Origin of the sequence: Solwaraspora sp. WMMA2056 (assembly GCF_030345095.1) — a bacterium.
Classification (GTDB): Bacteria; Actinomycetota; Actinomycetes; order Mycobacteriales; family Micromonosporaceae; genus Micromonospora_E.
The window spans coordinates 4,831,508-4,851,329 of sequence record NZ_CP128360.1 but is presented as its reverse complement, the minus strand read 5'-3'; the positions used below and the strand labels follow the sequence as shown (position 1 = coordinate 4,851,329).

Genomic DNA, 19,822 nt, shown 5'->3' with positions numbered 1-19,822 from the left:
CACCGGTCAGGACCGCAGGATGTCCTCGGCCTCGGTGAAGAACTGGTCGACGGCCTGCGCCACGCTGATCCGCCCGTAGTGCAGTTCCTCGCTGATCCGGATGAAGGCCGCCTCGATGCCACCGGCACCACGCGGCGGCGCCGGCGGGGCCTGGGTCAGCTGATCGGCGATGGTCTCCTCGTAGGCGGCGACGGCGGCCAGCGGCCCGTCGAGTTCGGCCGCGTCGCGCTGGGCGTTGGTGGCCGGCAGTCCCCGGTTGCCGCCGAAGATCCGACCCACCTCGGGGTCGTTGATCATGAAGGAGATCAGCTTCGCGGCGGCCTCCGGATGCTCGGTGCGGGCCGAGGCGCTCAGCAGCATCGCCGGCTTGAGGTACTGGCCGAGCCGGCCCGGGTTGTCGGTGGGCAGCGGGCCGAGGTGGATCTCGGTGTCGGTCTCACCCGCGTAGCGGACCAGGAAGTTGTCCCAGCCCAGGTCCGAGGCGGCCAGGTCGTCCACCCACAGCGACGCGGGTTTGATCGCGACGGCGGTCTCCACCGGCAGTACGACGTCCTGCGCGATCAGGTCCATGCCCTGCTGCCAGAATCGCGCCAGCCGCTCGGCGTCGAAGCCGAGTCGGCCGTCCTCGGTGAACAGCGCGCCGCCCTCCTGGCGCAGTTGGGCCTCCAGGTTGTAGATGACCCCGGTGTAGTTGCCGCCGCCGTAGGTGCCGGTGGTGGACCTGATGGTGGCCATCGTGGCGTGGTAGTCGTCCCAGGTCCAGCCGACCTGTGGGGCGGCCACACCGGCCTGGGCGAACAGGGCCGGGTTGTAGAACATGCTCCATGTGTTGCCGCCGATCGGCACCGCGTACCGGGTGCCGTCGACCTCGCCGACCCCGTCGAAGCCCGGGAGCAGGTCGGCCAGGACCAGCGCGTCGCCGGCCTGGCCGCCCAGGTCGTACAGGACGCCCCGGTCGGCGTACTCGCGCAGGTAGGAGAAGTCCATCTGGACGACGTCGGGCATGTTGCCGCCGGCGGTCTCGGTGGTCAGCTTCTGCCAGTACGCCTCGTACTCCTGGAAGCTGGGAGTGACCCTGATGTCCGGGTTCTGCTCCTCGAACAGGTCGATCGCCTGTTGCATCAGGTCGGCCCGTTCCGCGTTGCCCCACCAGGAGTACCGCAGGGTGACCGGCCCGGAGGCGTCGTCGTCACCGCAGGCAGCGGCACCGACCGCGACCAGGGCGAGCGCTGCGGACGCAGCGAGAACTGCCCTGAATCGTTTCATTGTCGCCATGCGGATCCTCCGGTTTCGGGATGACGAACGATGCCGGTCGGGTGTGTCGTCGACCACAGGAAGCGCTTGTCAACGTAGGTTAGGAGTCTGTTAGATCCACGTCGATGGCTGTCTTGAACGTTACAATCCGCCGGGGTTCGAGCACGACGACATGTCTGCCGGCCGCGATGGCCGACACCTGCGGGCGAGCCCGGGCAGGCGTACCGCCCAGCGACGTCGTACCATCGCGACATGGCAGAGATGGTCACGCTGCGCCTGAGCCCGGAGACGGTGGCCAGAGCACGCGCCGCTGCCGAGCGGGAAGGAATGACACTTTCCGACTGGATGGACCGCGCCGCCCGCCGGGAGGCCTGCCGCGACGCCGCACGGGCCCACGAGGAATGGCTCGCCGCCAACCCCGACGTGCGCGACGAGCTCGACGGCTTCGACCGGCTCGCCGACACGCTGGAGTCCGGCTGGTCCGACCTGTCTGACGCGGCGTGAACCGCGGCGAGATCTGGACCGTCGGCGAGCGATCCGACCTGCGCTACCGGGTGGTGGTGCTCTCCGGAGACGCCCACAACGACCGGCCCCGCGCCGCGCCGTACTGCGCCCCGATCGTGCGCCAGCGCGGCGCGACCACCCTGCCGCCGTTCGTGGTGCCGTTGGCCGAGACCGACCCGCTCTCCGGCGTCGTCGTGGTCAACCGGATGCGGCGCATCTCCGGCAAGTCCGGCGCCGAGCGGGTCGGCATGGTCACCGGGGCCAGCATGGCCCGCCTGGAAGAGGCGATGCGGGACCTGTTCGACCTCTGACGGGTGCAATCCCGGCAGCCGCTGGCAGCACCGCCCCAGCCGGTGATAGAACTGTCCGATGGGTATCGTGTCGCCCGGATTTCAGGGCCGTCCGCGTTCCCCCGGCGCAGTCACCCTGCCGCCGGGGCAGTACCTGACCGAGGACTTCCCGGTGCTCTCCGCCGGCCCGACGCCGCGGATCGACATCGCCGGCTGGGAGTTCGTCGTCACCACCGAGGACGGCACCGCCCAGCGCTGGAACTGGTCGCAACTGCTCGACCTGCCGAGCGAGGACATCACCGTCGACATCCACTGCGTGACCAAGTGGTCCAAGCTCGGCACCCGCTGGCGCGGAGTCTCGCTGGACACGCTGCTGGCCGACGTCGAGACCGCCGCCGACTACGCCGTGGCCCACTCGTACGGCGGCTACACCACGAACCTGCCCCTGGCCGACCTGCTCGACGGTCAGGCCTGGGTCGCCTACCGGTACGACGACGCCGACCTGAGCCCTGAACACGGCGGCCCGGCCCGGCTGCTGGTGCCCCACCTGTACTTCTGGAAATCGGCGAAGTGGGTGCGTGGCCTCCGGCTGCTGCTCGACGACGAACCGGGCTTCTGGGAGACCGCCGGCTACCACGACTACGGTGACCCGTGGCGCGAGCAGCGGTACCAGGGCGACTGAGCTGGCGGGTGGCCCGGCTCGCCGCCGTCCGCGACGAGACGCCGACCGCCCGTACCCTGCTGCTGGACGTGCCGGACTGGCCCGGACACCTGCCCGGCCAACACGTCGACGTGCGGCTCACCGCCCCCGACGGCTACCAGGCTCAGCGCAGCTACTCGCTCGCCAACGCCGTCGACGGCGACCGGGTCGAGCTGACCGTCGCGCGGGTGCCCGACGGCGAGGTCTCCGGCTACCTGGCCGGCCCGTACGCCGTCGGTGACCCGGTGGAGATCCGCGGCCCGGTCGGCGGTTGGTTCCTCTGGCGGCCCGGCACGACCGACCCGGTGCTGCTGATCGCCGGCGGCTCCGGGATCGTGCCGCTGATGGCCATGGTCCGCGCCCGGCGGGCCGCCGGCAGCCGGGTGCCGTTCCGGCTCATCTATTCGGTACGGACCCCGGCCGACATCTACTACGCCGACGAGCTGCGCCGCCGCGCCCGCGACGATGCCGGACTCGACGTCAGTTACGTCTACACCCGGGAAGCACCCGACGGCTGGCCCGGCCAGGTGGGCCGGATCGGCGTCGCCCGGATCAACACCGACGGCTGGCCGGCGACGCTCGAACCGGCCTGCTACGTCTGCGGGCCGACCGGCTTCGTCGAGGCCGTCGCCGACATCCTGATCGCCCTCGGGCACGACCCCCGCCGCGTCCGCACCGAACGATTCGGACCCACCGGAGGTTGACATGACCGACCAGCCCGCCGTCGCCCTGCTGCCCGACGAGCACCACCTGGACGGCAACGCCCTGGCCGGACCGCTGGGCGAGATCTTCGCGGTCGACGTCACCACGGCTGTCGGGCGCTGCGCCGGCTGCGGCCGGTCCGGGCCGCTCGCCGCCCTGATGGTCTACGCTGACGCGCCCGGCCTGGTCGCCCGCTGCCCGCACTGTGCCGGGGTGCTGCTGCGCCTGGTACGCGGCCCGGCCGACGTCTGGCTCGACCTGCACGGCGCACTCAGCCTGCGGATCGCCGTACCGACGAGCTGAGCCGCCGGACCGTGACCGCCTCGATGGTCGACTCGTAGCAGCCCACCGTCAGCCGAAGGAGCCCGACGTCCGGCGCATCAGAGCGGTTCACCGGGGATGGCGCTGTACTCCCTGCCGATCTGCTCGACCAGTGGGATCGTGCCGGTCCATCGAGTGGCGTCGACCGCGATGACGCTCCGGACGCCAACGGTTGCGTTGGTGGCGAACGCTGCGGTGTAACGATCCAGCTCCGTCACGTTGACGCGGCGCTCGTGCCCCGCGCGTACCTGTTTGATCAACGCCATCGTGACTCCCGGCAACACCGGTGCCTGCGGCCACACTATGTCGTCCCCTGCGACCAGGCCGAGGTTCCAGGTCGCCCCCTCGCAGATGAAGCCCTCCCGGTCGACGAACAGCACGTCGTCGAAGCCGGCGAGCTGAGCCTGTCGGCGGTGGAACATCGTTGCGAACAGGCCGATATGCTTGACGGGCGGCACGTCCCGTTCGTACCAGCGTGCAGTGAGCACCAGCGGCGGCGGTGGTGTCGACGACACCGTTCGCGTCGTGACGAGCACCTGGGGGTGTGCTGCGCCGGCGGGGTGTCCCAGGTCGAGATCAGGGTCGAATACCGTCACCCTGGCGACGGTCGGCTCGGCGCAGCCGTCTACCACCTGGCGGACGTAGCCGCGAACCTCGTCCTGGTCGAGATCGACGCCGAAGAGTGCGCGGCAGTCCGCTGTCAGCCGGTCGAGGTGAAGCGAGAGTCCGCGCACCCGGCCGGCGTCCACTCGCATGGACGTGAAGTGGCCGTAATTGGTGAGACCCAGGATCTTCAGGTGATCCAGATCGACGGGCTTTCCGTTCAGGATCATGACGCCAGTCTTCCCCATCGGCGTGCGGCCGCCGCGATCAACGGGCCGGTAGGGCGGACGCGCGAAGCGCGTCGGCCAGCCACTCGAACGGGAACCGTTCGGGCTCCACGCCGTTCACGGTGGTGACCAGCGCCATGTACCGGTCGAGCGGACCGGGCGGGTCCGGCGGCGTACGGTCCCACTCCGCACCGGTCAGCATGTGGTCGGCCGTCTGGATCCGGAACTCGGGTGTGTCCGGTATCCCCGGGCTGTCCGGTGTCGCGAAGACGGTGGTCAGCCACCCCATCCACCGGTCGGCGATCTCCCGCCCCTGCGGCGAGTCCGGCGGGACCTGTTCGCGCGCGGCGTCCATCGCCGCCTGGCCGATCGGGGTGGCCGCTTCCAGACGGTCCAACATCGGTCCGGAGGTCATCAACGGCCCGGCTCCGGTGGTGCACACCTTGTACAGGTCACGGCGTACGGCCTGTCGGATCTCCGGATCGCGGACCAGCTCGGCCAGCTCGATCCACGCCTCCAGCTGGGCCGTGGTGGGATGGTCCGGCAGCTTCGGGTGGGCCGACCGCCACCACTGCATCATCCGCTCCGGCGGCTCCCAGCCGGTGGAGACCTCGACCCAGAACTCCTCGATCAGCCGGTCGCGCTCCTCGTCGGACATGCCGGCCAGCTTGTGCATCAGCGTCACCTGCTCGGCGGTGGATCCCTGCCGGAGGATGGTGGAGAGCACCGCGCGACGGCTACGCAGCCGTGCCTCCTGCTGAGTCAGCAGGGCCAGGTGGGTGGTGGCCAGCTCGCGCAGCGTCGCCTCGCCGGCCAGCACCCGCCGGATCTCGTCCAGGCCGGCGTCGAGTTCCCGCAGCGTGCGGACCAGCTCCAGCCTGGCGATCGCCGACACGTCGTACAGCCGGTGGCCGCCCGGGGTACTGGCGGCCGGCGTGACGACACCGGCGTCGGCGTAGTAGCGGACGGCGCTGACACTCAGACCGGTGCGCCGGGCGACATCCCCGATGGGATAGAGCTCGTTCATGTCCACGACGCCAACTATGCGACCTCAAGCGGCTTGAGATGCAAGCCCGGCGCGCGGTGCCGTCACGCCTCCTCGGCTGGCGCTGCGGAGGTGGACCCGATCGGTTTGACCATCTGCTGGGCGGTGACCGCGTACCCGGCCGATTCGTAGAGCCGGCGGGCCACCGGATTGTCCGCGAAGACGTTGAGCCCGAGCCGGGTCACTCCGCGCGCCGCCAACAGCGGTTCCACGGCGGCCAGCAGCGCCCGGCCGTACCCGTTGCCGCGCTGCGCCGCGTCGACCTCGATGTCGTAGATCCAGGCGGGCCGTTCCGGCTCGGCCGGACCGGGCAGTCCCACCCAGATCCAGCCGACCGGTGGTGCGTCGTCGGCACCCGCCGACCGGGCCACCAGGAAGAGCATTCGCTCGGTCGCGAGCCCGTCGGGCAGCAGCTCGGCGTGCTGACGGCGCGACTCGGCCAGCGCCGTCGCGGTCGTCGCCCGCCCGGACCGCAGCAGGCTGCCGGCATAGCCGGCGATCAGCGCGGGAATACGTACGTCGTACTCGGCCTGGGTCATCGGGTGCAGCGTCACCGCGCGCGATCCGGTCGTCGTCACGGGGACATCGTGGCGCACCGGGCGCGGGCCGTCACGTCAATTGCGGGACCACCCGGGAAGCGCCGGTGCACTGCGGGGGCGGGACCGGTGACACCGGCCGTCAGTAGACTGCCGCTGTGACAGCCGAGGCGGGCCGTGGCGCCGGCCAGGACGTACCGGGTCGGCACGATGATCTGCCGCCCGCGCAGTTCGCGTTCCCCGGGCCGCTGCGGGACCGACTGGTCGCGGCGATCCTCACCGGCGCGAAGACCGCGACGTCCGGACTGCTGCGTGAGTACGAGCACGACGACGAGCCGCTGCCGCTGCCCGGGGACCGGTCCGTCCTGGTGGATTCGGCGGACCGGCCGTGCGCGGTGCTGGAAACCACCGGTGTACGGGTGGTCCCGTTGGCCGAGGTGGACCTGGCGCACGCCGTGGACGAGGGCGAAGGGTTCGCCGACGTGGCCGCCTGGCGTCGGGCGCACGTCGGCTTCTGGCAGTCGGCGCCGATGCGGGCAGCACTGGGTGACGACACCTTCACCGTCGACGACCGGACCATGGTGGTGGCCGAACGGTTCCGGGTGGTGCAGCGGATCTGGCGGGCCGACGAAGTGGCGGCCGCCTACGCGGCGGAGAGCCGGGCGATGGTCGACGCGCTGCGGACGGTCCCGGCGACACATTTCGACCGGCCGACCCGGTGTGCGCCATGGACGGTGAAGGAACTGCTGGGACACACGGTGATTGCGTCGTTCCGTACCGTGGAGATGCTTGCCTGCGACGGGCCTACCGCCGGTCCCGGCGGCCTGGTGGACGCGATCGGCTACTACGTGGCGGATGCCCGGTTCCGTCCCGACGTGGACGGGGCCCGGGTCGTCGACGCCCAGCGGTGGGCGGCGGCCCGGACGGTCGACGGCGCGGTCGACGAGCTCGCGGCCCGGACGGCGAGCGCCACCGCGCACGTCGCGGCCGCACCGATGGACCGGCTGGTCGTCACCCGGCACGGTGATCCGATGACCCTGACCGACTTCCAGGCCACCCGGGTCGTCGAGTTGGCCGTCCACGGTGTCGACCTCGCCGACGGCCTCGGTGTCAATCCGTGGCTGACCGACGCGGCGGCCGACCTGGTGGTGGCTCTGGCGGCGGGCACCACGCTGGCACCGGTGCGCGCGGCACGCGGATGGGACCGGGCACATCTGCTACGGGCCGTCACCGGCCGGGTCGGTCTGGCCCCGGCTGATTCGTCGGCGGTGCGACCAGCCGGCGTTCGCGCGCCGTACTTCGGCGGTACGCACCGTTCCTCGACAGTCGGCGAAGAGTAGCGAAGCATCCCTGCCCTCGTCACGTCCTGCCGCTGCCCGTAGTTTGACAGCGGCAAGGCCACAACGAGACCCTTTCGCAATTCTGACTTTTTGCCGCTGGAGGTTGCCGTGGACTGGTCCCTCGGAAACGTACTGATTCTGCTGGTCGTCGTGCTGCTCGGTGCGGTCGCCGGTTGGCTCGTGATGAGCCGCCGGTCCGCAGCCGCGGGCACCGCCGAGCCACCCGCCGGGCCCGGGAAGTCGACGGCCGACACCCCGGCGGCTGTCGACACCCCGGCACCTGTCGACACTCCAGCGGCGACGGCAGCCGCTGACGGCCCGGATCCCCAGCCGACCACGGAGACCGCCCCCGCCGCGACGACCACCGTCGACTCGACGTCCACGGCGGAACCGGCAGCGACGCCCGATGTGACGGTGCCGTCGCCACGTGCCGAGTCCGCGCCGATCGAGACCGAGCCGGCGGCGGCGGAGCCGGTGGTCGCCGAGTCTGTGCCCGCCGTCGAGCCGCAGCCGGTGGCAGCCGCGCCTGAGCCGGTCGCCGTCGTAGAACCCGAGCCAGCGGTCGTGGAGCCTGCGCCGGTCGACGCTGCCGCTGAGCCGGCCGTCGTCGAGCCAGTTGCCGCCGCTGAGCCGGCCGTCGTCGAGCCGGCCCCGCTCACCGCCCCGGCGACTGTGGATTCCGGACCCGCCGACGACTTCCGTCGGATCGAGGGCATCGGGCCGAAGATGGCCGCCGCCCTGCAGTCCGCCGGCATCCGTACGTACGACGAGCTGGGCGCGACCGACGAGGCGACCCTGCGTGCGGCGGTGCGCGCCGCCGGCGTCCGGGCCACCGCGAGCCTGCCGAGCTGGCCGGCCCGGGCGCGGGAGCTCGCGGCGGCGCGGTCCGGCACCTGACCGCCGCGACCGGTCACCGGGGTGCGGGTGGAACCGGTGACCTAGGTCCCGACGACCGGGGACGTACGGCGGCAGCGCGCGATCACCGTCCGGAGTGACGATGAGGGTGAGCACCGGCGGCAAGGTGCCGCCGGTGCTGACCGAACGAGGTGATCGGAAATGACCGCAGGCGTCCAGGTGTCCACGAAGCCGGCCGTGTCGACCGAGACGCAGATCGCGATCGACGCCCTCGTGGCGGCGGCGTCCAAGGCGCTCGACGACTACGCAGAGTTCGATCAGGAGCGGATCGACACGATCGTCGGAAAGGCATCGGTCGCCGCGCTCGGTCGCCACAGCGACCTCGCCCGGATGGCGGTGCAGGAAACCGGCCGCGGCGTCTTCGAGGACAAAGCGGTGAAGAACATCTTCGCCTGCGAACACGTCACGCACAGCATGGCGACGTTGAAGACCGTCGGTGTGGTCGGTCGCGACGACATCAGCGGCATCGTCGAGATCGCCGAACCCGTCGGCGTGATCTGCGGGGTCACCCCGGTCACCAACCCGACGTCGACGACCATCTTCAAGGCCCTGCTGGCGTTGAAGACCCGCAACCCGATCATCTTCGCCTTCCACCCGGCCGCCCAACGGTGCAGCGCCGAAGCGGCCCGGGTGGTCCGCGACGCGGCGATCGCCGCCGGTGCGCCGGCCCACTGCATCCAGTGGATCGAGCACCCGTCGGTCGAGGCCACCGGCGCGTTGATGCGCCACGACGGGGTCGCGCTGATCCTGGCCACCGGCGGCAACGGCATGGTCCGGGCGGCGTACTCGGCCGGCAAGCCAGCGCTGGGCGTCGGCGCCGGCAACGTCCCGGCGTACCTGGAGCGGACGGCGAAACTGGCCCGGGCCGTCAACGACGTGGTGCTGTCCAAGTCGTTCGACAACGGCATGGTCTGCGCCTCCGAGCAGGCGGTCATCGTCGACGACGAGATCTACGAACCGGCGATGGCCGAGTTCGCCACGCTGCACGCGCACCGGGCGACCCCGCAGCAGAAACGCCAACTGGAGGAGCTGCTGTTCGGGGTCGCCGCCGGCTCGGCGGGCTGCGCCGGGGCCGCGCTCAACCCGGCCGTCGTCGGGCAGTCGCCGGTCTGGATCGCCCAGCAAGCGGGCTTCACGGTGCCCGCCGACACGTCGATCATCCTGGTCGAGGTCGACGAGGTCGGCCCGGCCGAGCCGTTGACCCGGGAGAAGCTCTGCCCGGTGCTGGCGGTGCTGCGCGCCGACGGGCACGCCACCGGCATCCGGTACGCCGAACAGATGGTCGAGTTCCACGGCCTCGGCCACAGCGCCGTCATCCATACCAGCGACGCCGCCCTCGCCGAGGAGTTCGGCCGCCGGGTCAAGGCGGTACGGATCATCTGGAACGCTCCGGCCTCGCAGGGTGCGATCGGTGACATGTACAACGCGATCGCACCGTCGCTGACCCTGGGCTGCGGCAGCTACGGGCGCAACTCGGTGTCGAACAACGTGACTGCGGTGAACCTGCTCAACATCAAACGGGTGGCCCGGCGGACGAACAACCTGCAGTGGTTCAAGGTGCCGCCGAAGATCTACTTCGAACCGCACGCGATCCGGTACCTGGCCGACATGCCGGACGTGCACCGGGTCACCGTGGTCACCGACGCGACGATGACCCGGCTCGGGTTCGTCGACCGGGTCCTGACCGTGCTGCAGGGCCGGGCGCAGCGGGTGGCGCTGCAGATCATCGACACCGTCGAGCCGGAGCCGAGCATCCGTACCGTCGATGCCGGTGCCGAGCAGATGCGTCACTTCCGCCCGGACACCATCATCGCCCTCGGCGGCGGCTCGGTGATGGACGCGGCCAAGGTGATGTGGCTGCGCTACGAACACCCCGGGGTGGTCTTCGCCGACATGCGGGAGAAGTTCTTCGACATCCGCAAGCGGGCGTTCACCTTCCCTGCACCGGGTGAGCTGGCCAAGCTGGTCTGCATTCCGACCACATCGGGGACCGGGGCCGAGGTCACCCCGTTCGCGGTGATCACCGACACGGTGACCGGTAAGAAGTACCCGCTGGCCGACTACGCGCTCACCCCGAACGTGGCGATCATCGACCCGGTGCTCGCCGCCGACCTGCCACCGGTGGTCACCGCCGACAGCGGATTCGACGCGCTGACCCACGCCACCGAGTCGTACGTGTCCGTGTACGCCAACGACTACACCGACGGGCTCGCCCTGCAGGCGATCCGGCTGATCTTCGCCCACCTGGAGCGGGCGGTGCGGCACGGTGGCGCCGACCCCGAGGCCAGGGAGAAGATGCACAACGCCGGGACGATCGCCGGGATGGCGTTCGGCAACGCCTTCCTCGGCATCGTGCACGCCATGTCGCACACCCTCGGCGCGACGTTCCACATCGCCCACGGCCGGACCAACGCGATCCTGATGCCGCACGTGATCCGGTACAACGGGGCCCGCCCCGGCAAGCTGTCCGGCTGGCCGAAGTACGAGAACTACCGGGCTCCGGAACGCTTCCAGGAGATCGCCCGGATGCTCGGCCTGCCGGCGGCCACCCCAGCTGAGGGCGTCGAGTCGTACGCGGCCGCCGTCGAACGGTTGCGCGACGCGGTCGGCATCGAGCCGTCATTCCAGGCCGTCGGGGTCGACGAGGCGTCGTTCCTGGCCAGCCTGCCGCAGCAGGCGGTCAACGCGTACGAGGACCAGTGCGCGCCGGCCAACCCACGGATGCCGATGCTCGACGACATGCAACAGCTCATGCGGACCGCCTACTACGGCACGAGCGGCACCGACAACGAGACCCGGCCGGACACCGAGACCGGCGCAGCCGGCCCGGTCACCGGTGCCGACACGGCACGTCAGTCAGGCTGACCATGTGCCGTGCTGCCGGGCCGGGCCACCCGCGCGGTGGTCCGGCCCGACAGCATCGCCGGTGCCGGTGCCGGTGCCGTCAGACGCAGTTGGCGCAGCCGGGGTCCGGCACGTCCGGTGTTCCGTCGTAGATCACCGTCGCTGTAGCCAGCACCAGCGGATCGTTGACCGGGATGGACTCGACGACGAGGCCGTCGGGGCCCTCGCTGAGCCGGGCGCAGCCCATCCTGACGTTGCTCGTGAGCAGCGCGCACACCCCGACACCGTCGGCGACGGGTCCGTTGCCGACGAGGAGTTGGACGCCGATGGTGGGACGGTCGACGAGGAAACTTCTCAGCTGCGAGGTGTAGACGACCGGGATCTCGTCGGGCCAGTAGACCGCCAGAGCGTACTTGCTGTCGGTTATGTACGTTCCGCAGCGGGTCACCGTACCCAGGACCAAGCCGCCCTGCGGCGGATCGACGTAGGCCTGATCGAATTCGGCGGTGGCGCACGTAGCCGGAATCCACGGGTCGATGTGCGGTGGTGGCGGATCCTTGAGGCCGGGCACCCCAGCCGTGGATGCATCGGGTGCCAACGCCTCAGCGGTAGCTGGCCCGGGCATCGCCGTAGCCACCACGAGCACGACACCAGTCAGCCAGAGAACCGCCTGGCGGATGCTCCGAATCACTGTGACTCCTTCGTGGTTCGCTGTCAGTGCTCAGGACGGCGCCTCGACGCAGTTGGCGCAGCCGGGCATCGGATGGCCCTCCGGCCGTGGGCTGCCGTCGAAGATGACGGCGCGGTCGACCAACGGGTCGTCCACCGCGACCGGCTCCACCTCCGGCATCGATTGCCCAGCGGAGACGATCTTGACGCAGTCGAGCCGCGCGGTGCTGGTCCGTAGCAGGCACACCGCCGAACCAGTGGGGGTCGCCGGACGGATCAGGACCCACAGCGAGGTGTCGCCGGTGGGCGAGTACGGCACCAGTTGATGTCCGTGGACGAAGCTGACATCGCGGTCGTTCCGAAAAGTGGCGACCGCGAACGCGCTGTCCAGCTTGTACGGCGTACAGGTCGTCGCCGACACGTCGATGTGCATGCCGAGCTGTGGATCGTGCCCGACGTCGCCGAAGCTGGCGTGGGCGCACGGCGCGGTGATCCACTGGTGGCCGCCGGCGGTCGGGACAACCGTGACCGGCTGACTGGTCACCGGGGACAGCGAGCCGATCGGGGTCGGGATGATCGACGCCGTGCCGATGCCGGTCATCGCGATGACAGTCAGCGTGGCGAGGCCGATGACCAGGAACGCTGCGACCCGGGCACGAGCAGGCCCCATCGTCATGCCTCCTCCTCGGTCGGGCCGGCCGGCTGCGTTCGGCGTACGGGCGGCAGCGGTGCGGTACCCGAGGCACCGAGCAGGATCGCCAGTTGGAAGCGGTTCTCGACACCGAGGCGGTCCATCAGGTTGCGCATCGTGTACGCCACGGTCCGTAGACTCAGCCGCAGCTCCTCGGCGGCGGAGGCGTCGGTGTGTCCGGAAGCGAGGAGCGCGACCAGCGCCTGCTCTCGCGGGGTGAGTGTGATCGCAGGTCTCCCTCCTGGACCGGACCGGCGTGCCTGCGCCCACAAACGGTCGAACAACGCGCACAACTGGTCGACGGCGACCGCGTCCGCGGTCTCCACGTACCCCGCTTCGAAATTGAGCGGATCAACGGGGAACAGGGCGATCCGGCGGTCGTACACCAGCAGTTTGATCGGTGGATCGGGCAGCTCCCGGACCCGTTCGGGGTCGGCGGTGTCGAGCTGGGCCAGATGATGGAGACTGTGGTCGTCGACAGTGGGTGGTCGCTGCAGCACCCGGACCCGGACGCCGCGTTCCACCTGCCGACGGTCCAGCGGAAGCGCGGCCGCCGAGGCCGCCGCGCTGATCACCTCGGTGTTGATGGTCAGATGTTCGTGCCGTTCGGCGGCGACCAGCCGCTGCACCCGGTCCCGGGCGGCGGCCCGGCTGACCAGGCGGCGTACCGTCGGGTCGTCCGGGCCGGGCAGGTCGATGCCGTGCATCGCACGGAAGTGCTGGCGCCAGATGTCGCGCCGCCGTACCGGTCGGGTGGGCTGGCGTAGCCGGGCGAGGACCGTGCCGGCCGGTGCCGCTCGCCACCGGCCGCCAGCCGCCACCCCCGCCGCCGACCAGCTGGTCAGCTCGTCGAGTGCGACCTTGACCCGTTTGCGTGCCAATCCCAGCTCGTGAGCGAGTTCCTCGTCGTCGCGTGCGCCGAACATGGTCAGCGCCCGGAAGACGAGGTCGGCGTCGGGCGACACGCCCCACCTGGTCAGCTGTGGAACCGCCGTCGCGTCGTGTGTCGTGATGGTCCGCGTTCCCCGTGTCACAGACATCAGCTCAACACAGCCATGCGGTCGTGGAGAAGCCCACGGCTCGGGGCGGTTGCACAATCATGCAACCAGTTCGGGACGGAACTTGCCGCAACCGCCCGGGACGGACGACCGTCGTGCAGGCAGGTGAACGTTCGGGGGCGTTGCTTGCCAGCCGCGACCACTCGGCTGGCAAGCAACGGCGGCGCGGCTGGCAGGCAACGGCGGCCGGCGACGGCGCGACGTCGTCAGGACTCCGGGGTCGACCTGCCCCACCGGGGGGCGGCGAACCGCAGCCCGGTGAGTTGGTCGGGAGGCGCGGCCAGCCCCGGTCCGCCGGCGGTGACCCACCGCGCGACGGCGGACACCGCCGCGTCGTCGAGCACCCCGCCCAGCCAGACCGGCCGGGCCCCCAGCAGACGCGCCAGTGGTGCCGGCTGGACCACGACCACGTTGGACCGGTCGCAGGCATTCAGGCACTCTGACACCTGCACCGCTCCGGCCGTGCGCAGAACGTCGAGCTGGCGGTCATGGTCCACGTCGGGGTGCTTGCGGCGGGTACCGCAACAGCATCCCCGGCAGACCGTCACCCGGGCCGACTGCCCCAGTGGTGTACGTGCGGCGTCGGCACCCTCCGTCACGCGACGTCGGCGGTGACCGGCCGCCGGTGGCCGGCGCGGGCGGGGGTGAGCAGCAGCCCGAACACCACCCCGAGGACCGTCCACATCGTGGCGAGCTGTGCCAGTGACGCCAGGCGGAACTCCCACAGCAGCGCCGCCGGGATGTCGCCCGGCACCTCGACGCCGGTTGCCGGCCAGAGCGTCAGCAGCAGCGTGTAGCCGACGACGGCGACGACCGTCGCGACCACGGCCCGGTACGGCGCGGGCCGCGACCAGGCGGCCAGCCGCCGGTGCACCAGCAGAGCCAGCCAGGTGACCGCCGCCGCCGCGACGATGAACGACAGGTACTGGCCGGTGCGTTGGTTGACGGTGTCGGGGTCACCGACGCCGGGCGGGTTCGCCGGGAAACGGATGGCCGGCAGCAACGCCACCACGACGAAGCCGAGCCCGGCCAGCAGCCCGACCCGGCGGAAGTCGTCGCGGCCGGGCAGCAGGTGCCGGGTCGCGCCGAAGACCACGGCGACGATCACCGCCAGGCAGACCTCGACCGCGACGGTCGCGACGAGTCCACCGAGGACCTGCACGCCCCGGCTGACCAGTTCCTCCTCGTGGCCGTGCCCGCCGCCGCCCGGCGCGGCCCGGCCCTCCTCGACGACCAGCGCCGATTCGATCCGGGGTTCGACGATCAGCAGGGCCGCCGCCGCGCCGGCCACCCCGGCGGCGAGCCCGGCGAGCAGACCACGACGCAGTACGGTGCCGAACGGGTGACCGCTCATGTGAGCCGACCCCCGCTCAGTGGCACGGGACGCCGAGGGCGTGCCGGCCGTCGTGGGTGAACTCGTGCACGAACTCGGCGGCGCCGGCCAGCACCAGCCCGTTGTCCTGCGCGACCAGGTAGATGACGACCGCCGCGACGGCGGCCAGCAGCCAGCCGGCCAGCGGTACGCGGATGGCGGGGGTGGTGACCTCGCCGCCGACAGAAGGTGCAGTCATGCCAGGGAATCCTCTCGTCCATGCCTCGTGGCGATGCGGTGCGTGCCACGGCCGGTCTCCTGGCTCCCGGATCGTCGCGGCCGTCCCGCCTTCCCAAGCCGTCTTCGTCGGCCCAGTGGCGTGGTGGAACGGACACTCCCCGGTCACAGTGGCGAGGACCACGCCGGAATCACACCGGCTTCCCGAACACCGTGGCCCGCGCAGCGTACCGCCGGTCCGCCCGGCCGGACAATGCCCACCGCCACGACCAGCGCAGGGACCGGGGCCACATTGACGGTGACCCGAGTGGTGGGGGAGCATGGCCGGCACGAGCGGTACGCGGAGGAACCCGGTGCGAATCCGGGGCGGTCCCGCCACTGTGACCGGGGAGTCACGTCCCCATGAGACAGCCACTGCCACGACGGCGGGAAGGCTCGGGACGTGATGTCGATCCGGCAGCCAGGAGACTCCGGCCGCTCCCTGGTCCACCGGCACGCGGGCGTGGACACCCGCGGAAGGGATTCACCATGCGCACCAGTCGGTGCCCGGCATGACGCCGTACCCGTTCACCGCCATCGTCGGCCTGCCCGAGCTGCGGCAGGCCCTGCTGCTCGCGGCGGTGCACCCCGGCATCGGCGGGGTGCTGATCCGTGGCGAGAAGGGCACCGCGAAGTCGACGATGGTCCGGGCCCTGGCCAGCCTGCTGCCGCCGGTCGATCGGGTCGCCGGCTGCCGGTTCGGCTGCGACCCGGCGGCCACCGACCCGGCCTGCCCCGATGGTCCGCACACTGGGCCGATCACCGCCCGACGCGGGCCGGCGGCGCTGGTCGAGTTGCCGGTCGGTGCCACCGAGGACCGGGTGGTCGGGACGTTGGACATTCAGCGGGTACTCAGCGCCGGGGTGAAGGCGTACGAGCCGGGGCTGCTCGCCGCCGCGCACCGGGGCCTGCTCTACGTCGACGAGGTCAACCTGCTGCCGGACCACCTGGTCGATTTGCTGCTGGACGCGGCGGCCATGGGTCGCGCGCACGTCGAACGCGACGGGGTGTCGGTCAGCCACGCCGCCCGGTTCCTGCTGGTCGGCACGATGAACCCGGAGGAGGGGGAGCCGCGCCCGCAGCTGTTGGACCGCTTCGGGTTGGTCGTCTCGGTGACCGCGCCGACGCAGGTGGCCGACCGGGCCGAGGTGGTGCGTCGGCGGCTGGCGTACGAGGCCGACCCGGCGGCCTTCGCGGCCCGCTGGCGGTCCGCCGACGACGACCTCGCACAGCGGGTACGCGTGGCGCGGTCCGCCCTGCCGGCGGTGACCCTGCCGGACGCGGAGATCGACCGGATCGCCCGGATCTGTCTGGCGTACCAGGTGGACGGGCTGCGGGCGGACATCGTGATGGCCCGTGCCGCCGTGGCCCTGGCCGCCTGGCGTGACCTGCCGGCGGTCAGCGCCGCCGAGGTCGCCGACGCCGCACGGCTGGCCCTGCCACACCGGCGGCGACGGGATCCGCTGGATCCGCCCGGTGCCGACGCGCAGCGTCTCGACGAGGTGTTGCGTGACGAGTGTCCCGACGACGATCCGGACCCCGCACCTCCGCCCCCGGGACGTCCCGCACCGCCGGACGGTACGCCGCCGACCCGCGCGGACGGACCCCCACCGCAGGCGGCCGACGGCGGCGGCGACGGCCGTGACGGTGAAGGCCACGACGGCCAGGAGGGTGCCCGCCGCGACGGCCGTGAAGGTCAGAGCCGTGCCGGCCGGGAGGGTGCCGACCGCGACGACGACAGCACAGCCGGATCGGCGACCGCCCCGGCGGCGGCCGGCCCGGCGTACCGGCCCCGGACGCTGAGGCTGCCCGGACTCGGCGACGGCGGCACACCCGGCCGGCGGTCGGTCGCCCACGCGGACCGGGGCCGGCTGGTCGGCGACACGGCCCCGACCGGACGGGCGCCGGCCCTGCATCTGCCGGCCACGGTGCGGGCCACCGCGTCGCGTGGTGGCCGGCGGATCGTCCCCGCCGATCTGCGTCAGGCCCGCTTCGTCGGCACGGAGGCGAATCTGATCCTGTTCGTGGTCGACGCCTCGGGATCGATGGCGGCCCGGCACCGGATGAGCGTGGTCAAGACCGCCGTGCTGTCGCTGCTGCGCGACGCGTACCACCGGCGTGACCGGGTCGGGATGATCACCTTTCGGGGTACGGGTGCCGACCTGGTGCTGCCGCCGACCAGCAGCCACGAGGTCGCTGTCACCCGGTTGGCGCAGCTGCGCACCGGGGGGCGTACCCCCATTGCCGCCGGGTTGCGCGCCGCCGCGACCACCGTCGCCGCCGAGCGCCGTCGGGATCCGCGTCGCCGGCCGCTGGTTCTGCTGGTCACCGACGGGCGGGCGACTGCCGGCCCGGATCCGACGACGCTGGTGCCGTTGCTCGCCGGCACCCCGATGGTGGTGCTCGACTGCGAGGCCGGCCCGGTGCGGCTCGGTCTGGCCCGCCGGCTCGCTGCCGGCTTCACCGCGCAGTGGCTGCCGCTGGCCGCGCTGTCGGCGGCGGGTTCACAGGTCCACGACCGGCGGAGGGCTGCCTGATGCCACAGGGTAAACCGGAACATGTCCCCGACGACGGGCTGACCACCCGGGCCCGGCGTCGCCAGCCGGTGCTCGCCGTGCACACCGGGCCGGGTAAGGGCAAGTCGACGGCGGCGTTCGGCATGGCGTTGCGGGCCTGGTCGGCCGGCTGGCCGGTGGTGGTCTACCAGTTCGTCAAGTCTCCGAAGTGGAAGGTAGGCGAGGAGGCGGCCCTGCGTACCCTCGGTGCCTCGGGCCAGGGAGCGCCGGTGACCTGGCACAAGATGGGGGAGGGCTGGTCCTGGATCCAGCGCCCCGGCACCGAACGCGACCACGCCGCCGAGGCCGCCGAAGGCTGGGCGCAGATCCGGCGGGATCTGGCCGCCGAGGCGTACCGGTTCTACGTGCTGGACGAGTTCACCTATCCGATCACCTGGGGGTGGATCGACGTCGCCGAGGTGGTGTCCGTGCTGCGGCAGCGGCCGGGCAGCCAGCATGTGGTGATCACCGGCCGTAACGCCGCGCCGGAGCTGATCGACCTCGCCGACCTGGTCACCGAGATGACCAAGGTCAAACATCCGATGGACGCCGGGCGCAAGGGCCAGCAGGGCATCGAGTGGTAGCCGTACCCCGGCTGGTGATCGCCGCCCCCGGTTCCGGCCACGGCAAGACCACGGTGGCCACCGGCCTGCTCGCCGCCTTCGCCGCCCGCGGCCTCCGGGTAGCCGGGTTCAAGGTCGGCCCGGACTACATCGATCCCGGCTACCACGCGCTCGCCTCCGGTCGGCCGGGCCGCAACCTGGACCCGGTCCTGGTCGGCGAGGACCTCGTCGCGCCGCTGTTCGCCCACGGCGCCACCGGCGTCGACCTGGCCGTGGTCGAGGGTGTGATGGGTCTCTACGACGGCCGGGTGGGCGCCGGCGACCTCGGCTCCACGGCGCACGTCGCGGCGCTGCTGGCCGCGCCCGTACTGCTGGTCGTCGACGCGGCCGGGCAGAGCCGTTCGGTGGCCGCCCTGGTGCACGGCTTCCGGTCGTTCGGCCAGGTCCACATCGCCGGGGTGCTCCTCAACCGGGTCGGTTCCGACCGGCACGAGCAGGTCCTGCGGGATGCCTGTGAGGAGGTCGGTACCCCGGTGCTCGGCGTGCTGCGCCGGCAGCCGTCGGTCGACACCCCGTCGCGGCACCTGGGTCTGGTGCCGGCGGTCGAACGCACCGTCGAGGCGCGCGCCTCGGTCGACGCGTTGGCGACGCTGGTCGCCGCGTCGGTGGACCTGGACGCCGTGGCGGCGGTGGCGCGCCGCGCACCCGCGCTGGCGGCCGACGCCTGGTCGCCGGCGGCGGCGGTCCGCGCCGTCGCCCCCGGTCTCGACGCCGACGCCGGATCGGTGGCTGCCGGGCGGTGCGCGCCGACCGACCGCCGACCGGTCGTGGCGGTCGCCGCCGGCCCGGCGTTCAGTTTCGGCTACCCGGAGACCGTGGAGCTGTTGACGGCGGCCGGCGCCGAGGTGCGTACCGTCGATCCGGTCCGCGACGAGCGACTGCCCGCCGGCACGGCGGCGCTGGTCGTCGGCGGCGGCTTCCCCGAGGTGTACGCCGGTGAGCTGACCGCCAACGCCGGGTTGCGCTCGCAGGTGGCGGCGGTCGCCGCCACCGGAGCGCCGGTCGTCGCCGAATGTGCCGGCCTGCTGTGGCTGTGCCGCACCCTCGACGGTGCTCCGATGTGCGGGGTGCTGCCGGCGGACGCCCGGATGACGCCCCGGTTGACCCTCGGCTACCGCGACGCGGTGGCGTTGACCGACAGCGTGGCGGTGCCGGTCGGCAGCCGGCTGACCGGGCATGAGTTCCACCGTACCGAGGTGTCGCCGCGCGCTGGCGTGGCGGCGGCGTGGGGGTGGCGTGGTGGCGCGCCGGAGGGTTTCGTCACCGCCGGGGTGCACGCGTCGTACCTGCATCTGCACTGGGCCGCGCGGCCGCAGATCGCGGCCCGGCTGGTCGCCGCCGCGCGCCGGCGGTGACC

The 19,822-nt window shown here is 72.0% G+C and carries 21 protein-coding genes, 1 pseudogene and 2 riboswitches; of the genes and pseudogenes, 12 read left to right on the top strand and 10 right to left on the bottom strand.

The window, feature by feature from the left end:
- Positions 1-6: 6 nt before the first annotated feature.
- Positions 7-1,266, bottom strand: coding sequence for an ABC transporter substrate-binding protein (locus O7608_RS21875; protein WP_289206385.1), 1,260 nt, complete (start codon positions 1,264-1,266; stop codon positions 7-9).
- Between the two features lie 240 nt (positions 1,267-1,506).
- On the opposite strand from O7608_RS21875, the gene O7608_RS21870 reads away from it, so the two are divergent.
- Genes O7608_RS21870 through O7608_RS21850 form a run of 5 tightly spaced genes read left to right on the top strand, consistent with a single transcriptional unit; the run spans position 1,507 to position 3,753 of the window.
- Complete coding sequence (locus tag O7608_RS21870; protein WP_289206384.1) at positions 1,507-1,758, top strand: hypothetical protein; 252 nt, start codon at positions 1,507-1,509, stop codon at positions 1,756-1,758.
- The gene (locus tag O7608_RS21865; protein WP_282227517.1) at positions 1,755-2,069 is read left to right on the top strand and encodes a type II toxin-antitoxin system PemK/MazF family toxin; all 315 of its coding nucleotides are present in this window, start codon (positions 1,755-1,757) and stop codon (positions 2,067-2,069) included. Before O7608_RS21870 ends, O7608_RS21865 begins: the two co-directional genes overlap by 4 nt.
- 58 nt (positions 2,070-2,127) lie before the next feature.
- Positions 2,128-2,730, top strand: a complete 603-nt coding sequence (locus tag O7608_RS21860; RefSeq protein ID WP_289206383.1) for a sulfite oxidase-like oxidoreductase — start codon at positions 2,128-2,130, stop codon at positions 2,728-2,730.
- Positions 2,700-3,452: a ferredoxin reductase gene (locus O7608_RS21855; RefSeq protein WP_289206382.1), complete on the top strand. Its 753-nt coding sequence runs from the start codon at positions 2,700-2,702 to the stop codon at positions 3,450-3,452. The genes O7608_RS21860 and O7608_RS21855 overlap by 31 nt, the downstream gene beginning before the upstream one ends.
- Positions 3,453-3,480: 28 nt before the next feature.
- Positions 3,481-3,753, top strand: a complete 273-nt coding sequence (locus O7608_RS21850; protein WP_289210979.1) for a DUF6510 family protein — start codon at positions 3,481-3,483, stop codon at positions 3,751-3,753.
- Positions 3,754-3,830: 77 nt separating this feature from the next.
- On the opposite strand, the gene O7608_RS21845 is transcribed toward O7608_RS21850, so the two are convergent.
- The 3 genes from O7608_RS21845 to O7608_RS21835 are packed head-to-tail and all read right to left on the bottom strand — an operon-like array spanning position 3,831 to position 6,224.
- The gene (locus tag O7608_RS21845) at positions 3,831-4,604 is read right to left on the bottom strand and encodes an aminotransferase class IV family protein (protein WP_289206381.1); all 774 of its coding nucleotides are present in this window, start codon (positions 4,602-4,604) and stop codon (positions 3,831-3,833) included.
- A gap of 37 nt (positions 4,605-4,641) precedes the next feature.
- A complete protein-coding gene (locus O7608_RS21840) occupies positions 4,642-5,634 on the bottom strand; it encodes a MerR family transcriptional regulator (RefSeq protein ID WP_289206380.1) in 993 nt (330 codons plus the stop codon).
- 56 nt (positions 5,635-5,690) lie between these two features.
- Positions 5,691-6,224, bottom strand: a complete 534-nt coding sequence (locus O7608_RS21835; protein WP_289206379.1) for a GNAT family N-acetyltransferase — start codon at positions 6,222-6,224, stop codon at positions 5,691-5,693.
- Between the two features lie 116 nt (positions 6,225-6,340).
- On the opposite strand from O7608_RS21835, the pseudogene O7608_RS21830 reads away from it, so the two are divergent.
- From O7608_RS21830 to adhE, 4 genes and pseudogenes are all read left to right on the top strand, one after another.
- Positions 6,341-6,790 (top strand): annotated as a pseudogene (locus O7608_RS21830) (ASCH domain-containing protein); the annotation flags it as partial.
- On the top strand, positions 6,764-7,522 hold the full coding sequence (locus O7608_RS21825) for a maleylpyruvate isomerase family mycothiol-dependent enzyme (RefSeq protein WP_421361214.1): 759 nt from the start codon (positions 6,764-6,766) through the stop codon (positions 7,520-7,522). The pseudogene O7608_RS21830 and the gene O7608_RS21825, both read left to right, overlap by 27 nt.
- A gap of 108 nt (positions 7,523-7,630) precedes the next feature.
- Positions 7,631-8,419 (top strand): helix-hairpin-helix domain-containing protein, encoded by a 789-nt coding sequence (locus O7608_RS21820; RefSeq protein WP_289206378.1) that lies wholly within the window; start codon positions 7,631-7,633, stop codon positions 8,417-8,419.
- 159 nt (positions 8,420-8,578) lie between these two features.
- Entirely contained in the window at positions 8,579-11,302 is a 2,724-nt protein-coding gene (gene adhE / locus O7608_RS21815; RefSeq protein ID WP_289206377.1) for a bifunctional acetaldehyde-CoA/alcohol dehydrogenase, read from the top strand.
- A gap of 79 nt (positions 11,303-11,381) precedes the next feature.
- Here the strand turns inward: adhE and O7608_RS21810 are convergent, their stop codons facing one another.
- The 6 genes from O7608_RS21810 to O7608_RS21785 all read right to left on the bottom strand — a co-directional run bounded on the left by O7608_RS21810 (position 11,382) and on the right by O7608_RS21785 (position 15,270).
- Entirely contained in the window at positions 11,382-11,972 is a 591-nt protein-coding gene (locus tag O7608_RS21810) for a hypothetical protein (RefSeq protein ID WP_289206376.1), read from the bottom strand.
- Between the two features lie 30 nt (positions 11,973-12,002).
- Positions 12,003-12,626 carry a hypothetical protein gene (locus O7608_RS21805; RefSeq protein WP_289206375.1) on the bottom strand — a complete coding sequence of 208 codons (624 nt, stop codon included), beginning with the start codon at positions 12,624-12,626 and terminating at the stop codon, positions 12,003-12,005.
- Positions 12,623-13,606: a helix-turn-helix transcriptional regulator gene (locus O7608_RS21800; protein ID WP_289206374.1), complete on the bottom strand. Its 984-nt coding sequence runs from the start codon at positions 13,604-13,606 to the stop codon at positions 12,623-12,625. Before O7608_RS21800 ends, O7608_RS21805 begins: the two co-directional genes overlap by 4 nt.
- Positions 13,607-13,905: 299 nt before the next feature.
- Complete coding sequence (locus O7608_RS21795; protein WP_502959136.1) at positions 13,906-14,196, bottom strand: hypothetical protein; 291 nt, start codon at positions 14,194-14,196, stop codon at positions 13,906-13,908.
- Between the two features lie 98 nt (positions 14,197-14,294).
- Positions 14,295-15,053: a CbtA family protein gene (locus tag O7608_RS21790; RefSeq protein ID WP_289206373.1), complete on the bottom strand. Its 759-nt coding sequence runs from the start codon at positions 15,051-15,053 to the stop codon at positions 14,295-14,297.
- Positions 15,054-15,069: 16 nt separating this feature from the next.
- Positions 15,070-15,270: a CbtB domain-containing protein gene (locus tag O7608_RS21785; RefSeq protein WP_282227508.1), complete on the bottom strand. Its 201-nt coding sequence runs from the start codon at positions 15,268-15,270 to the stop codon at positions 15,070-15,072.
- Positions 15,271-15,302: 32 nt separating this feature from the next.
- A riboswitch (cobalamin riboswitch) is annotated at positions 15,303-15,479 on the bottom strand.
- Positions 15,480-15,591: 112 nt separating this feature from the next.
- Positions 15,592-15,719: riboswitch (cobalamin riboswitch) on the top strand.
- 80 nt (positions 15,720-15,799) lie between these two features.
- On the opposite strand from O7608_RS21785, the gene O7608_RS21780 reads away from it, so the two are divergent.
- The 3 genes from O7608_RS21780 to O7608_RS21770 are packed head-to-tail and all read left to right on the top strand — an operon-like array spanning position 15,800 to position 19,820.
- A complete protein-coding gene (locus O7608_RS21780) occupies positions 15,800-17,824 on the top strand; it encodes a VWA domain-containing protein (protein ID WP_289206372.1) in 2,025 nt (674 codons plus the stop codon).
- Complete coding sequence (gene cobO / locus O7608_RS21775; protein ID WP_289206371.1) at positions 17,824-18,426, top strand: cob(I)yrinic acid a,c-diamide adenosyltransferase; 603 nt, start codon at positions 17,824-17,826, stop codon at positions 18,424-18,426. Before O7608_RS21780 ends, cobO begins: the two co-directional genes overlap by 1 nt.
- Positions 18,420-19,820: a cobyrinic acid a,c-diamide synthase CobB gene (locus O7608_RS21770; protein WP_289206370.1), complete on the top strand. Its 1,401-nt coding sequence runs from the start codon at positions 18,420-18,422 to the stop codon at positions 19,818-19,820. The genes cobO and O7608_RS21770 overlap by 7 nt, the downstream gene beginning before the upstream one ends.
- The last annotated feature ends 2 nt before the right edge of the window (positions 19,821-19,822 follow it).

What these genes read in the sequence shown, in the direction of transcription:
- O7608_RS21875 (WP_289206385.1), bottom strand. Translation starts at nt 1,266, where the DNA reads ATGAAACGATTCAGGGCAGTTCTCGCTGCGTCCGCAGCGCTCGCCCTG.
- O7608_RS21870 (WP_289206384.1), top strand. Translation starts at nt 1,507, where the DNA reads ATGGCAGAGATGGTCACGCTGCGCCTGAGCCCGGAGACGGTGGCCAGA.
- O7608_RS21860 (WP_289206383.1), top strand. Translation starts at nt 2,128, where the DNA reads ATGGGTATCGTGTCGCCCGGATTTCAGGGCCGTCCGCGTTCCCCCGGC.
- O7608_RS21845 (WP_289206381.1), bottom strand. Translation starts at nt 4,604, where the DNA reads ATGATCCTGAACGGAAAGCCCGTCGATCTGGATCACCTGAAGATCCTG.
- adhE (WP_289206377.1), top strand. Translation starts at nt 8,579, where the DNA reads ATGACCGCAGGCGTCCAGGTGTCCACGAAGCCGGCCGTGTCGACCGAG.
- O7608_RS21805 (WP_289206375.1), bottom strand. Translation starts at nt 12,626, where the DNA reads ATGACGATGGGGCCTGCTCGTGCCCGGGTCGCAGCGTTCCTGGTCATC.
- O7608_RS21790 (WP_289206373.1), bottom strand. Translation starts at nt 15,053, where the DNA reads ATGAGCGGTCACCCGTTCGGCACCGTACTGCGTCGTGGTCTGCTCGCC.
- O7608_RS21785 (WP_282227508.1), bottom strand. Translation starts at nt 15,270, where the DNA reads ATGACTGCACCTTCTGTCGGCGGCGAGGTCACCACCCCCGCCATCCGC.
- O7608_RS21780 (WP_289206372.1), top strand. Translation starts at nt 15,800, where the DNA reads ATGACGCCGTACCCGTTCACCGCCATCGTCGGCCTGCCCGAGCTGCGG.
- cobO (WP_289206371.1), top strand. Translation starts at nt 17,824, where the DNA reads ATGCCACAGGGTAAACCGGAACATGTCCCCGACGACGGGCTGACCACC.